Source organism: Geomonas agri, from assembly GCF_020179605.1.
Taxonomy (GTDB): domain Bacteria; phylum Desulfobacterota; class Desulfuromonadia; order Geobacterales; family Geobacteraceae; genus Geomonas; species Geomonas agri.
Map to the genome: position 1 here is coordinate 434,075 of NZ_JAINZO010000001.1, position 13,214 is coordinate 447,288.

Genomic DNA, 13,214 nt, shown 5'->3' on the forward strand with positions numbered 1-13,214 from the left:
AAATCTCAGCAACGTCCCCCGTGGTTCTGTTGGCGTCACCCGGACGCCAGGCCGTTACACTCATGCATCGATCGGTTTGTTAATTTCGTAGCCGTTGTCGCGGAAGGACTGTTTGAGTGAGGAAAGCTGCTCTTCGGTCATTTCAGCCAGGATTTCGTGCATGTCGGCCTTCGTCACGCCCGGCGCACATATCGCCTCTTTGATCCGGTTTTGCAGCGATTGGGGAAGCGCTGGCCTGGCAACAATGCGCCCGATATCACCGGAATCGCAGAGCAGGCGCTGCCGTGCCTCGCAGTCTCTGGTGATGAAAAAGTTGCTGCCATCCTTATACACGAGAAAGTTGTTGCTGCCGCAACCGCTTACTACCAGTGCCAAGACAGTAATGATAAAACCCGGACCTGACCAGCGCATGGTTTACCTCCCTGTCGAGCTGTACGTTTGCGGTTGCATGTTATCACTGTACGGTGGTTGCACACCTTGTCAACGGGCTGGCTCAATGCACTATGGAGAAGCTAAGAGATCTGCCCTTGAATATGGCAAATAAGTAACATCCCAACCAACCGGTTTGACGCCGACAGCCCAAGAGTGCCGGGCTTGCAGGACAACCGGGCGCCCCGTGGGCAGACATGAATGCCAAAAAACGTTTCAATGAATTCTTGAAAACATCGATAGCAATGACTAAATAATCGAGACAGAGGAAGAAAATGACAATTCGATATCTGCTTTTATGTGTTTGCACCATAATTTTATTGTTTCCATGTTCAGGTGCTGCTTCTGAAAATTACGTTCACGAATGTGATAAGGTTTGCATCCAGGCAGCTGATTTATTTTGGGACGTATACACGTCATCCACATCAAAAAATAAATCTATAGACAGTGACTCTACTTTTTTATCTAAGTACAATGAAGTTCCAAGAAGTATAGGAATTAAAATAATAGATTTTGCTAAACATACTAATGCAAAATATGGCAATCAACTGGTTAATCACAAGGACCAACTCATAGATATAGCTAGAGATAATTGTTTGAAATCTTGTGAAGACGCAAAAGGTGAGTATGAAAGTGAATAATTATTCAAATTTAACCAGGAAATAGGATGCAAGCTGAGGTGGCAGTGGTAAGTTTCCTAAGTTGTCGGCAGTGACATAGCCCAACCGGTCAACTCCCAGGTCGTAGGCGAGGAACAGACCATGATAAATAGAAAGCACTCCCGTTACAGGGAAAGAGAACAAGGAAGAGATACCACCGATGCTGAGAGCCCTGTCGCAGTTTTATGAGGCCCTTAATTCAAGGGACATGGAACTGATGTCCCAGAACTGGCTGCAAGGTGACGAAGCAGCAATGGACAATCCACTCGGTGGGATCAAGAGAGGCTGGGAGGAGATAAGGTCTGTCTACGAGCGGCTCTTTGGGAGCGCTTCCGACTATTACTTCGAGTTTTACGACTACACCCTGCACGATGCAGGCGAATTGTTTTACGTTGTCGGCCGTGAACGCGGTACTTTCAAGACCGGGGATATCGTTCTTGAAATGCGGATTCGCACAAGCAGAATCTTTAGACTGATCAACGGACAATGGCGCCAGGTACACCACCACGGTTCCATCGAAGAACCGGAGTTACTGACCAGCTATCAGCAGGCTGTGCTTGGAAGAAGGGAGGCGGACCGTGAACACCATTGACGCCTTTCTTAGCCGATACCCCTTCATCCTTGGCGAGGGTGCCGTTATCGAGCGCCTGCGCCGCATGAAGGGATTGGAGCTTGATCCTTTCGTCGTGAACTCGGCTTTTATCTATGATGATGACAAGCGAAGGGCGCTGGAGGGGATCTGCCGGGAGTACCTGGACATCGGCTGCCAAGCCGGGCTGCCTCTCCTCATGTCTACACCGACATGGCGGGCGAGCAGGGAGCGGATCGCCGCGGCCGGTCTCGATGGCACCGACCTCAACGGCGACAACGCGGCTTTTCTGGAAGGTCTGAGACAGAGCTACCAGGGATATGCCGACAAGATCCTCATCTGCGGGTTGATGAGTTGTAAAGGTGACGCGTACCACCCCGACGAGGCTCTCCCGGAAAACCAGGCCGCGGAATATCATGCGTGGCAGGCGGAAAAACTTGCGGCGACGAAGGTGGACTTTCTCCTGGCGGCCACGCTGCCGGCTCTGAGTGAAGCCACCGGCCTTGCCTTGGCGCTGGCGCAGACGGGAAAACCTTACATCGTGAGTTTCGTGGTCCGACCGACCGGCACCCTCCTCGATGGCACGCCGCTAAAGGAAGCCATCGCGGCAATCGACGCCGTAGCCAATCCCAAACCGCTCGCGTTCATGATCAATTGCACCCATGTCACCTTTGCCAGATCTGCGCTACTGCATGAGACCAATTCGTCTGCAGAAGTGCGCCAGCGAGTCATCGGTCTTCTGGCCAATACGGCGGCTCTCAGCCCGGAAGACTTGGACAACAGCTCTGCTCTCGTGGAGGAGGAACCGGATGCATTTGGAATATCCGTGGCCGCCATGGGCACGGAGCTCGGACTGAAGATCCTTGGCGGGTGCTGCGGAACGGATGGCCGCCATCAGTCTGCACTGGCCACACGACTGCGATCTGCCACGCCTTCCTCCTGATTTCGGCAGTGACCAGGGGGGGTGGACATTGATACCTACGTGATTTACCTCTTTCAGGATTTATTCAAGGCTTTTTTGAAGCACCACCAACCAACAAAAACTACGGCAACGAACCAAAGGATGCCCGATACATCGTCGTACCATTGATAGGTGCCGCGCCACTGGCTGAGCTGGCGGTATTTCAGCCCCTGGGACATAATCACCAATGCCCAAATAGCGAACAAGGTACCGAGCACCGCGAATCCCAGCTGGTGAATAGCCGTTGTTGCAGAAAACCGTTGAGTTGATGCCTCGGAACCGTAAAAGAGCCCCTTTCTCTTCTTCCAATATATGCAATTGGGCCACAGCCACACTGGGGCGGCTACAATGATGCCATACACTGCTTTTGCCAACAGGTCACCTTCCAGCGATTTAACGACGGGTGACTGAGCAGATAAAATCGCCTTTATGTACACATAGGCGATCATTATCCAGTTAAGTTGCCATGCCCAACTCTTACGCCCCTGTAGGCCATAGACCAAGATGATAGCGGTTATCAGCACCGTTCCGGAAAGAACAGCTAGATGCTTTCCTTGCAACGCGCCCACCATTGCTTCGATACCGAGACCTGGCAGGACTAAATACGTCCACAGATAGAGCCAGGTGACTCCCAGAGGTTTGTCTGACTCCCTGGCGTGCGTCATGCCGGCCACTGTCCTATAAAGCCAACTAAACAGTGTCATGACTGGCAACGGCAGTAGAATCAATATGATAAAAAGTGCCCAAGCTACAGGATCTTTGCTCATGTTCTCATTCCGTCGGCGCAAATGTTAGATGGATTCCAACAAAAATATCACGGTATGTTTGTAGCACCAGACATAAAAGAAAAGAGACATAGACGAGGTCAGCCAAAATCTGCAAAACGTCCCCTGCAACGGATAGTGTCGACTGACTGCGTACCTGCCGGGGCGAGTAAAAGGGGACAGGCTACTTTATCCTCGACCAGTGGCGAAGGGGAGAGCCTAACCACGTCCTTGGACTCGGACTGGTAACGCCGCCGGGTAAGGCCACGCCTCTTTGGTTTCTAAAAGGTGAAGAAATGTCGAACCGGCAATCGGAACTGGAAAAATTGGGGTGGAACGAAAGATTGGAACGGCTCGCGGCACTGCAGGGGCAGTCGATTGACGCGGTGGCACGCGTGGCGGCGGTGGATCGGGATCAGCTCTTGCTCCTCAACGACAAGGGCGCGTTACGGGCCAAGCTGTCCGGGAGCTACCTGCACCATCACCGGCGGCCGGAAGAGCTGCCGTGCGTGGGAGATTGGGTCTGCGTCGAGAAGGGCACGAATGACGACTTCGGCCTTATCCACGCCATGCTGGAGCGCAGAACCAGCCTTTGTCGCAGAGCTGTTGGAGGGATCAGCGAATCGCAGATGATTGCGGCAAACATCGACTACGTCATCATCGTCCAGTCCTGTCACTTCGATTTCAACCTGAATCGTTTGCAGCGATACCTGGTGATGGTTACTGAAGGTGGCGCAACTCCGTTCATCCTTCTCACCAAGACAGACCTGGTTGAACCCGACGTGCTCACAGCCCAGCTTGCGCAGATACGTGCTGCCGGTATCACCGCGCCGGTGCTGCCCTTGAGCAATGTTACTGAAGAGGGTATCGATGAGCTGAAGCGGAATTTACTGCCGGGCTTGACCTATTGCCTGGTGGGTTCGTCTGGGGTCGGCAAAAGCACGATCATCAACGAACTGCTCGGCCGGGGGAGACTGGAAACTCAAGACGTGAGCGCTACCGGCGAAGGAAAACATACGACGGTGCGCCGGGAACTGATACTCCTCGCCAATGGCGCGTTGGTAATCGACAACCCGGGGATGCGCGAGTTCGGCATGGTAGCCGCTGAAAACGGCATAGGTGGAAGTTTTATCGACATAAACGTCCTAGCCTCCGGTTGCCGCTACCGCGACTGCACCCACACGAGCGAGCCCGGCTGTGCAGTCCTGGATGCGCTGAGTGCCGGTGCAATCGATCAAGAGAACTACCAGAACTATTTGAAGCTGAAAGAAGAGGCAGAGTTCTACCAGATGTCACATGCCGAAAAGAGGAAGAAAGATCGGGACTTCGGCAAGTTCATCAAATCTGCCAAGAAAGATCTGAGACGAGACTAGCAGCGGAGCCGACGTTTTCACGTGTGGTGCTGCGGCCCCTGCAGCGTGAAGTAGAAACAGGCGCCCTTGCCAGGCTCGCCCTCGGCGCGCACCTCGCCGCCGTGCCGGTCGACGATCCTGAACACGGTGGCCAGCCCAACCCCGGTGCCGGGAAAGTCGCTCGAGGGATGACAGCGCTGGAAAGGCTTGAAGATCTTCTCGGCGTCGCTCATCTCGAAGCCGATGCCGTTGTCACGCACGAAGAACTCGTGCATCCCGTCGCGCAGCCTCTGCCCGAACTCGATGCGGGTGTGTTCGTTCCTGGAGGTGTACTTCCAGGCGTTGCCCAGCAGGTTCTGCAGGAGCACCCGGGCAAGATGGGGATCGCACCAGGCCGTCATGCCTGCCTGGTTGTGCCAGTCCAGCGAGCGTTCCACGTCGTACATCCGCAGTTCGGCCATGATGTCCTCCGCCACGCGCCCCAGGTCCACCTCCTCGCAAGCCAATTCCGTTCTCGTTACCCGGAACAGCACCAGCATCGCCTCGATGAACTGCTCCATGTTTTCGCACCCGGTATGGATGGCATTGACGAGGCAGTGGCCGGTTTCGTCCAGCAGGTCGCGGTACATCTCGGCAAGGGCCTGGCTGGCCGCGTAAACGGTGGTCAGCGGCGTGCGCAGGTCGTGCGACAATGAGTAGCTGAAGGCCTCCAGTTCCCGGTTGGTGGCCTGCAGGTCGAGCGTTTGCTGGCGCAGGCTGGCGTTCAACTTCCGGATCGCCTCCTCCGATTCATGGCGCTCCGAGATGTCCCGCACTACGCAGATGATGCCTCCGTCCTCCAGAAGCGACAGGGATATCTCCTGGGGGAACAGGGAGCCGTCCTTCTTGAGGCCGGTCGCCTCGCCGCGCCAGCCGTGTCCCTTCCCGAATGCCGCATAGATGAGCGGCTCCAGTCGTAGGCGTTCCTCGTCGGTGTACAGCGTTTTCCAGGTGTGGCCGAACAGTTCCTGCTGCGACGAATAGCCGTAGATGTCTGCGTGCGCCTTGTTCAGGTACAGGTAATCGCCGGCCGGGGTCAACAGGGCGATGCCGTCCATGGATGCTTCAATGGCGGCGAACTGCTGCTTCAGCGTGTTCTCTTTGGTCTTGCGCTCGGTGATGTCGTGTACCACTTCTATGGCCGCGACGACCTCACCGGTGCCATCCGTCAGTGGGGCGGCTGCCGTTTCGATGTGACGGGTCTGCCCGTCGATGACAAGGGTCGACTCCTGCCGGTGCGGCAGCCCGTCCTGGAAGCAGTCGCTGACGACGCAACCGATACAGACTGCGTTCCTGCCGTGGTAGGCACTGTAGCAGTGGTGTCCGACGTGCTCGCCCCTGAACTGCCTGGCCGGCGGGTTCTGGTAGAGGATCCTGAAGTCACGGTCCTGGACCGATACCGCGTCCGGGACACTGGCGAGGATGGCTTCGGTGCGACTCTTTTCCAGGGCCAGTTTGGCTACGGTATCTTCCAGAGCCAAGGTGGCTTCTTGCACTTTCTTGGACTTGCGCCAGGCACAGGTCATGAAAACCAGCAGAAACAGGATGGTTTGGAGACGGTAGGTCAGTTCCTGCATCTTGGGGTGCAGAAGCTGCTGAAGGAAATCGCCTTCGTCAAACACCACCCCGTCGAGCAAGCTGTCCACGAACCACGATGCCACTATCAGGACGCTTCCCGTGGCTATGGAAGACCAACGATCCTTTTGGAGCCGCGACAACATAAACTCTCCTTATTGCAATTTCGACTGACGTGATGCCAGGTGCATATCAATCCGGTCGCGGTCGCGATTGATGCAATCATCGGCATGCACCGTCTATATCGATTCGTATATCATATTGAACTACAAGCTCAAAGTGTTTTCCCGCGGAAGTCGTGCGGTAATCGGGGCGGGCAGACATGCGGCAGCGTCGCAGGAGGAGATGCTCTCCTGGCGGGCGGTGGGGTACACGTCGTGGCGAGGGGGAGAGGGGAGCCGGTTCAGCGTGCTGACGACCCGGGCAATGGCCGATCCTACATCTGCTTGGGCTTTTTGCCGGAGAAGTTGTCGTCGAAGCAGGAGGGGCAGATGCCGTGACTGAACTGAACCTCGCTGTGCTGGGAGATGTAGGACTCCATCTGCTGCCAGCTCTGTTCGTCCTTTCTGACCTTCTTGCAGTACATGCAGACGGGAATGATTCCCTCCAGGACCTTTACCTTGGACAGGGCCTGTTCGAGGTCCTGGTTGCGCTGCACCAGGGCGTCCCGGTGGATCTGCAGGTTCTCCCGGCTCTTGACGAGCTTGACGAAGCTTATGGTGAGGGCCAGCAGGAGCAGTAACGATATGGCGGACAGGATCTCGACCCGGTACGTGAAGAGGTAGCCCGGGGGCTGGTTGACGATGATGCTGTCGGCGGGGAGTTTCCCCTGTGCGATACGGAAGCGCCGCAGTTCGTTGTAGTCGAACATGTCCTTGTTGGGGCTCGGCGTGACCGGGGGGAGGGCGTCTATGGATTCCCCTTTGAGCACCCGAACTGCCAGCGCCGCCGCTGCGGCGCCGTGCTCGCGCAGGTTCAACAAGCGCCCGCCGACGATCCCTTTGCCGAGGTTGAATTCCCAGCCGCCGTACACCGGCACCGGACTGACGCTGGAGATCCGTCTGAGCGCCTCGTTGCTGGAGACCCGGTCGCCATTTCTGTCCTGGACGAAGGACGCGAAATAGACGATGACGCTGCCGGGGCGCAACTGCTCGACCCGGCTGATGAACTGTTCCAGGCGCAGGCCGGCCCAGTCGGAGAAGGTGGCCTTGTCCTGCAGTCGCTCGGCAGCCTTGCGGAATTCCATGTCGTTCAACTGCCCGGTCACGGAATCGTCGCGGACGACCACGATGTTTTTCGTCGCGGGATGGAGAGAGAAGATGAGATCGAGCGTGGCCTTGAAGCTGGGGCGCTCGTCGATGCCGACTATGCCGCGCTTGCCGGCAAGCCGGGAACGGTCGAACGAGTTGGTGCCGCAGAAAACGACCGGTGTCGTCCCGAACAGGTCGGCCCGGTGCGCTTCGAGGAGGTTGAAGGCATAGTCGTCGGTGGAGAGGATCAGGTCGAAGTGGCGTTGCTGGTATTTGAACCTGAGCAGGTCGATGAGCTTGGTGTCGAATTCCTTGCCGCTGTTGTTTTTGGAGTCCAGGTACTCGATCTGGATCTCGGTTTCCGGCAGTGCCCGCAGCAGCGTTTCCTTGATCCCTTCTACGGCGTCGTCGGACCCCTTGTACCCGGAATGGTAGGAGTTGAGTACCAGGACCTTCTTCCTGAGTATCTCGGCGCCGTTGCCATCGGTGACCCATCCCAACAGGCAGATGCCGACTAGTATCTGCAGCAGGCGGTTCAAGAACCACATCCTGGTCATCTCTTTCTCCATGCGGGAGCCGAAGTTCGCTTCCCTTTGGTCCTGTTACCGAAACTGGCCCGTCACATCAAAGATCCGTCCCTCTACTGATACTTTCGGCACAATGGCACTATCCTTGAGCAGAAGATGCCGACATCCTGATGCGCGTTCTCCCGCGTGACGCCTGACCTGTCACAGCAGACAGCATACAGAACAAATTCCGGCGCATTGATCGATACCAATTAGCGCGCAATGTATAATAGTTTAGAATGCATGTCAAAGGGCAATGAAGGTGGGATGGGGGGGCGTGCTGACACCAACGGTTGATCTTTTATAATTGGACCAGGCGCGAAAGGTGCTGGTCGTCGGGGTACAGTTGTGGCAGTATCCCTGGTCCGCGCCTTGAGGCGCACAAACGAGTCACTACTGGAGTAGAGTATGAACCTTGAATCCATCCCACGCCAGGATCTGGACGACATCCTGCGCCGCATGCCCAAGGCGGAGTTGCACATCCACATCGAGGGATCCCTGGAACCGGAGCTGATCTTTCGCCTGGCCCGCAAAAACGGCATCGAGCTCGTCTACCCTTCCATCGAGGCGCTGCGCGCGGCCTATGCCTTCACCGACTTGCAGAGCTTTCTCGACATTTACTATGCCGGTGCCGGCGTGCTGCAGACCGAGGACGATTTCTTCGACATGGCCTGGAGCTACCTGAACCGGGCCAGGGCGGACAACGTGATCCACTGTGAGATCTTTTTCGATCCCCAGACCCATACCGCCAGGGGAGTCCCCTTTGCCACCGTGATCAACGGGCTGGACCGCGCCGTTCGGCGTGGACGTGAGGAACTCGGGCTCTCCGCCTCCCTGATCCTTTGTTTTCTGCGTCACCTGAGCGAGGCGGATGCCTTCGTCACGCTGGAAGAGGCGCTGCCGTATCGCGACAAATTCATCGGCGTCGGTCTCGACAGCGGCGAGCGCGGCAATCCGCCGGAGAAGTTCGCCAGGGTCTTCGGCCGCTGCAGGGAACTGGGACTCAGGCTGGTGGCCCACGCCGGAGAGGAGGGGCCGGCCGGGTACATACGTGATGCGCTGGACCTGCTCCACGCGGAAAGGATCGACCACGGGGTGCGCTGCCTGGAAGACCCGCAGTTGGTGGCTCGACTCGCGGCGCAGCGCATCGCTCTGACGGTATGCCCGCTGTCCAACGTGAAACTGGCGGTGTTCCCTGACCTGGGACAGCATAACCTTGTCAGGCTCTTGGCCGAGGGGGTCGTCGCCACTATCAACTCCGATGATCCGGCCTACTTCGGTGGCTATCTCAACGAAAATCTCGCGGCGACCTTCGCTGCGCTCCCGGAACTCGGGGCGCGGGAGGCGTACCAGTTGGCGCGCAACAGCTTCGAGGCCAGCTTCGTATCGGAGGAGACCCGGAAAGAGTGGATTGCCGGCCTCGATGCCTTCTTCTCAGACTGTTGCGCCGGCTTTACCCCCTCGCCCTTCGGGAGAGGGTGCCCGCAGGGCGGGTGAGGGGCACGCTACGAAGAAAGAGGGGGGGCAATTGCAACGTCCTCACCCCACTCCTTTCCCAGAGGGAGAGGGGGATGAACACGCCTGTTTTTCTCCATTTTTTGCAGAACAAAAAGAGCCGTCAGAGCCGACAATTGCCGGCCGCTGACGGCTCCTTTTGTTACTGTTACTGCTGGCTGTGATTACGGTTGGATGCCACGCTGCACCGTTGCACCGTTACACCCTGCGTAGCTTGACGGTCTCCTCTTCTTTCCCCATGATCTGCTGCTTTTTGCCGATGGTGCGCAGCAGGGAGTTGCAGCTGTCCACCAGTTGCTCCAGTTGCCCCTTCTTGCCGTAGACCTGGGTGTAAAAGATGTTCTCCATGATGTGCATCCTGCCGAGGTTGCTTTTCGCCTTACGCATCTGCATGGTCATCGACCACTGCATCTGCTGGAGCTTGAGGCTCTTTTCCGGTGTTCTCGCTACGCACGCCTTCTTTACTGCCTCAGCCGCCAGTTCGTCGAACCGGGCGGGATCCTCCTTATATAGCTCCCTCAGCTCATCCGGGGTATACGTTGTGAAGTCTCTTTGGCTGCTCATGACACGCTCCTTCTCCTTGCATAACAATAAAAGTTGTGACAGTGGTCCTGATTGAGGTTTTCTAATTGAGCTAATTGTGGACCAAAGCAAAAAAATATTCCAGCAAATTGTGTATACGGTTCAGGGGGTGCGACAGTAACACAGTCCCTACCTTTTTTCTATTGCTTATCGGGCCCGCGCTGGTGGTGGGAGGCCCTGTCGGCTGCCTGGTTTCCTCCGTGGCGGTCATTGCGCAGGGGAGCCGGTCATGCCCTGGTCGCGCCCCTGCCGCAGCTCCCCGCCAATGGCCTTGCAATTAAAATGCAAATTTCTTAACATTAACCTGTACCAATGATTGGTTGTGCAACTGCAGATCTTCAAGCGGCGAAAGGAGGCTGCCATGGCGGATAAAGGTGAAAAGACTATCGGTGAACTGGTGTCCGAACTGACCGGGGAGGTACGCGAACTGTTCCGGCAGGAACTGGACCTTTTCACGGCGGAGATGAAGGAGAAAATCGTTGCGCTTGCCAAGGACGGCGTCGCCATCGGGGTGGGCGGGGTTCTGCTCTATACGGGGGGGCTCGTGCTCTTGGCCGCCATCGTTCTGGGGCTGGCGACCGTGATGCCGGCGTGGGGGGCTGCACTGGTGGTGGCCATCGCTTTGATCGCCATCGGGGCGGTCCTGGTCCTGAAAGGCGGCAAGGACGTGAAGGAGATGGACGCGAAGCCCGAACAGACAGTGGGGGCTTTGAAGGAGACGGTACAATGGGCGAAAACGTTAAAGTTGACGAGCAGTCGCCGGAGAGGATTCGCGAGCAAATCCGGCACACGGAAAGCGATATAACCCAAACGGTGCAGAGCCTCGAGCAGAGGCTTTCCCCGCAGTACCTGAAACGGCGGGGAGTACGCAAGGCGAAACTGTTCGCTTGGCAGGGGATCGCCAAAGCCCTCGAGTTGGCAGAGAGGACCTCGGTGCAGGCCTCGCTGGTTGGCGGGAGCGTGCTGCTGATGCTGTTGGGGAACAGGCGGGTGCGCCACAGGATGAAAATCGCAACCGGCAGGAAACACGTACTAGAGGTGCAGCACCCGGTCCCGGCCGTGGCACGGGCGGCCAGTGCCAGTGCTTTGTGGCTGCTGATGCGCAAGCTCGGCGGCGGGAAAGGGAGCGAGAAGGCGCCGGTATCGGGATGGGGTCTGGCAGCGACTGCCGCCAAGGCATTCCTGGGCGGCAAGCGGGCATCGGAAAAAAGCGGCACTCCGAGGGAAGGTAAAAAGGTCGCGTGGCGCGGGCTGGCGACGACGATCGGAGCCACCCTGGGGAACTATTGGTTCACCCACAAGACCCGCAGGGTGTAGCGAACGGAGCAAAGGAGGACGTCATGAGAAGACACGCGAGCACCACGGCTGAGGTAGTCAGCTTTTCGGCAGGGGCATTGGTAGGTGCCGGGCTGGCACTGCTCTACGCCCCGAAAACCGGGCACGAAATGAGGGAGAAAGTATCTGACGTGACCGGGGACGCCATCGCCAAGATGAAAGGGCTGACGGCCGAGGCCCAGGACAAGCTGAACCGGAACCTGCGCAGAGGGCGCGAGTACGCGGAAGAAAAAGTGTCGGAGTTATCTTCAAATATTGAGGAAAGGGAACAGTATCACTAACACCCGCGCTGGTGCCACGGGGTAGGTCAAGCGGGGCTGTCCGGTAGCGGACAGCCTTTTTTTCGTGCGCTCGCTGGGGTTGAGCAGGCGCAAGCAGGTTGACGCAGCCGGCGCTACTGTGACACAGTGGCTGCCAAAAAAACCGGCGCAGTGAGCGTAATAGCACACCGGCTTCAGCTTTGTTTGCCATTCTCTGCAACCTCATGTACCATCTGTTGCACTGCATACAATTTCACTTCTCGACCGGACCCACTATGACAAGTCATGCCCTGTCAATGACCTCGAAATTCCACCTTAAGACAATCCTCTTTGCTATCGTGGTACTGCTCGCAGCGTGGGGACGTCCGTGCCATGCGGAACCGCTCGCCATCACCCCTTTTTACACCTTCAACCAGAGCCCACTGGTGCAGATCTACGGGCTACCGGCCGCTGAAAACGCAGTGGTGCAGCGTTCCGGGCAGACCTGGACGCTGCTGTCGGTAGATGTGGCCAACAGCTACCTGAAGCGGGAGTCGGCACACGAGTCGCTCCTGGTAGACGGCGAGGGGGAGCGCATCACGCTCGCGCTGCGCTACGGTGTCGCGGAGCGGGCGGAAGTGGGGTTGGACCTCCCCGTGGTCGCGTACAACGGCGGGGTCTTTGACGGCTTCATCGAGGGCTGGCACAAGTTCTTCGGGCTTCCCCGGGGAGACAGGCCCGACGCCCCCAGGGGGCAGCTGCAGTTCGAGTACGCCAAGGACGGGCAACAGCGCCTGGACATGGACCGCGCCGGCCTCGGTATCGGGGACCTGAGGCTTAACGCGGGATGGCAGCTCTACCACGACGGCAGCGCCAATCCGGTCGCCCTGGCGCTGCGCGGCAGCCTCAAGCTTCCCACTGGAAGCAGTTCGCGTTTGACCGGCAGCGGCAGCACGGACCTGGCCTTGTGGCTTACCGGCAGCAGCGATTATGCCCTGCCGGATACCTGGGGGCACGCCACGGTTTTCGCTGCTGCCGGCGGCCTGGCCATGACAGACGGGCAGGTGCTGAAAGAGCAGCATAAGAACCTGGCCGGCTTCGGCACCCTGGGCCTGGGCTGGTCCCCGGTCGACAGTTTCGCCTTGAAAGCGCAGCTTTCCGGGCACAGCGCCTTCTACAGGGACAGCGAATTTTCCGAGTTGAGTTCCGGCGCCATGCAGCTCCTTTTCGGCGGTTCCGTCGCGTTCTCACCGCGTACTACCCTGGATATCGCCCTTTCCGAGGACGTCACCGTCGGCGCCTCGCCGGACGTGGCGCTGCACCTGGGGCTGGGGCACCAGTTCTGACAGGTGGGTCGTA

Annotated in this window: 14 protein-coding genes; 9 read left to right on the forward strand and 5 right to left on the reverse strand. The window is 57.8% G+C overall.

Translation table 11 applies throughout. The annotated features are described in order from the left end of the window. Positions 1–60: 60 nt before the first annotated feature. Positions 61–411 (reverse strand): hypothetical protein, encoded by a 351-nt coding sequence (locus K7R21_RS01935; protein WP_224981596.1) that lies wholly within the window; start codon positions 409–411, stop codon positions 61–63. Between the two features lie 293 nt (positions 412–704). On the opposite strand from K7R21_RS01935, the gene K7R21_RS01940 reads away from it, so the two are divergent. From K7R21_RS01940 to K7R21_RS01950, 3 genes are all read left to right on the forward strand, one after another. Continuing rightward, positions 705–1,070, forward strand: coding sequence for a hypothetical protein (locus K7R21_RS01940; RefSeq protein ID WP_224981597.1), 366 nt, complete (start codon positions 705–707; stop codon positions 1,068–1,070). A 178-nt stretch (positions 1,071–1,248) separates the two neighbouring features. Beyond that, entirely contained in the window at positions 1,249–1,680 is a 432-nt protein-coding gene (locus K7R21_RS01945; protein WP_224981598.1) for a YybH family protein, read from the forward strand. Continuing rightward, positions 1,667–2,620 carry a homocysteine S-methyltransferase family protein gene (locus K7R21_RS01950; RefSeq protein ID WP_224981599.1) on the forward strand — a complete coding sequence of 318 codons (954 nt, stop codon included), beginning with the start codon at positions 1,667–1,669 and terminating at the stop codon, positions 2,618–2,620. The genes K7R21_RS01945 and K7R21_RS01950 overlap by 14 nt, the downstream gene beginning before the upstream one ends. Before the next feature lie 53 nt (positions 2,621–2,673). On the opposite strand, the gene K7R21_RS01955 is transcribed toward K7R21_RS01950, so the two are convergent. Continuing rightward, entirely contained in the window at positions 2,674–3,405 is a 732-nt protein-coding gene (locus tag K7R21_RS01955; RefSeq protein WP_224981601.1) for a hypothetical protein, read from the reverse strand. A gap of 293 nt (positions 3,406–3,698) precedes the next feature. Here K7R21_RS01955 and rsgA point away from each other — a divergent pair, with 293 nt between their 5' ends. Next, on the forward strand, positions 3,699–4,775 hold the full coding sequence (gene rsgA / locus K7R21_RS01960; protein ID WP_224981602.1) for a ribosome small subunit-dependent GTPase A: 1,077 nt from the start codon (positions 3,699–3,701) through the stop codon (positions 4,773–4,775). Between the two features lie 17 nt (positions 4,776–4,792). Here the strand turns inward: rsgA and K7R21_RS01965 are convergent, their stop codons facing one another. Both K7R21_RS01965 and K7R21_RS01970 read right to left on the reverse strand, forming a co-directional pair. Continuing rightward, positions 4,793–6,514 carry a sensor histidine kinase gene (locus tag K7R21_RS01965; protein WP_224981604.1) on the reverse strand — a complete coding sequence of 574 codons (1,722 nt, stop codon included), beginning with the start codon at positions 6,512–6,514 and terminating at the stop codon, positions 4,793–4,795. A gap of 290 nt (positions 6,515–6,804) precedes the next feature. Continuing rightward, positions 6,805–8,175, reverse strand: a complete 1,371-nt coding sequence (locus tag K7R21_RS01970) for an ABC transporter substrate-binding protein (RefSeq protein ID WP_224981605.1) — start codon at positions 8,173–8,175, stop codon at positions 6,805–6,807. 417 nt (positions 8,176–8,592) lie between these two features. Here K7R21_RS01970 and K7R21_RS01975 point away from each other — a divergent pair, with 417 nt between their 5' ends. Then, a complete protein-coding gene (locus K7R21_RS01975) occupies positions 8,593–9,681 on the forward strand; it encodes an adenosine deaminase (RefSeq protein ID WP_224981607.1) in 1,089 nt (362 codons plus the stop codon). Positions 9,682–9,897: 216 nt separating this feature from the next. Here the strand turns inward: K7R21_RS01975 and K7R21_RS01980 are convergent, their stop codons facing one another. After that, positions 9,898–10,263, reverse strand: a complete 366-nt coding sequence (locus K7R21_RS01980; RefSeq protein ID WP_224981608.1) for a DUF3135 domain-containing protein — start codon at positions 10,261–10,263, stop codon at positions 9,898–9,900. Between the two features lie 379 nt (positions 10,264–10,642). On the opposite strand from K7R21_RS01980, the gene K7R21_RS01985 reads away from it, so the two are divergent. From K7R21_RS01985 to K7R21_RS02000, 4 genes are all read left to right on the forward strand, one after another. Continuing rightward, positions 10,643–11,086, forward strand: coding sequence for a phage holin family protein (locus K7R21_RS01985; RefSeq protein WP_224981609.1), 444 nt, complete (start codon positions 10,643–10,645; stop codon positions 11,084–11,086). Further along, the gene (locus K7R21_RS01990; protein WP_224981610.1) at positions 11,008–11,598 is read left to right on the forward strand and encodes a DUF3618 domain-containing protein; all 591 of its coding nucleotides are present in this window, start codon (positions 11,008–11,010) and stop codon (positions 11,596–11,598) included. Before K7R21_RS01985 ends, K7R21_RS01990 begins: the two co-directional genes overlap by 79 nt. A gap of 23 nt (positions 11,599–11,621) precedes the next feature. Beyond that, the gene (locus tag K7R21_RS01995) at positions 11,622–11,897 is read left to right on the forward strand and encodes a YtxH domain-containing protein (protein WP_183346845.1); all 276 of its coding nucleotides are present in this window, start codon (positions 11,622–11,624) and stop codon (positions 11,895–11,897) included. A gap of 254 nt (positions 11,898–12,151) precedes the next feature. Further along, entirely contained in the window at positions 12,152–13,201 is a 1,050-nt protein-coding gene (locus K7R21_RS02000; protein ID WP_224981611.1) for a DUF3187 family protein, read from the forward strand. The last annotated feature ends 13 nt before the right edge of the window (positions 13,202–13,214 follow it).

Coding starts and splice junctions, on each gene's coding strand:
- K7R21_RS01975 (WP_224981607.1), top strand. CDS start 8,593: ATGAACCTTGAATCCATCCCACGCCAGGATCTGGACGACATCCTGCGC.
- K7R21_RS01955 (WP_224981601.1), bottom strand. CDS start 3,405: ATGAGCAAAGATCCTGTAGCTTGGGCACTTTTTATCATATTGATTCTA.
- K7R21_RS01990 (WP_224981610.1), top strand. CDS start 11,008: ATGGGCGAAAACGTTAAAGTTGACGAGCAGTCGCCGGAGAGGATTCGC.
- K7R21_RS01995 (WP_183346845.1), top strand. CDS start 11,622: ATGAGAAGACACGCGAGCACCACGGCTGAGGTAGTCAGCTTTTCGGCA.
- K7R21_RS01945 (WP_224981598.1), top strand. CDS start 1,249: ATGCTGAGAGCCCTGTCGCAGTTTTATGAGGCCCTTAATTCAAGGGAC.
- K7R21_RS01970 (WP_224981605.1), bottom strand. CDS start 8,175: ATGACCAGGATGTGGTTCTTGAACCGCCTGCTGCAGATACTAGTCGGC.
- K7R21_RS02000 (WP_224981611.1), top strand. CDS start 12,152: ATGACAAGTCATGCCCTGTCAATGACCTCGAAATTCCACCTTAAGACA.
- K7R21_RS01965 (WP_224981604.1), bottom strand. CDS start 6,514: ATGTTGTCGCGGCTCCAAAAGGATCGTTGGTCTTCCATAGCCACGGGA.
- K7R21_RS01940 (WP_224981597.1), top strand. CDS start 705: ATGACAATTCGATATCTGCTTTTATGTGTTTGCACCATAATTTTATTG.
- K7R21_RS01980 (WP_224981608.1), bottom strand. CDS start 10,263: ATGAGCAGCCAAAGAGACTTCACAACGTATACCCCGGATGAGCTGAGG.
- K7R21_RS01985 (WP_224981609.1), top strand. CDS start 10,643: ATGGCGGATAAAGGTGAAAAGACTATCGGTGAACTGGTGTCCGAACTG.
- rsgA (WP_224981602.1), top strand. CDS start 3,699: ATGTCGAACCGGCAATCGGAACTGGAAAAATTGGGGTGGAACGAAAGA.
- K7R21_RS01935 (WP_224981596.1), bottom strand. CDS start 411: ATGCGCTGGTCAGGTCCGGGTTTTATCATTACTGTCTTGGCACTGGTA.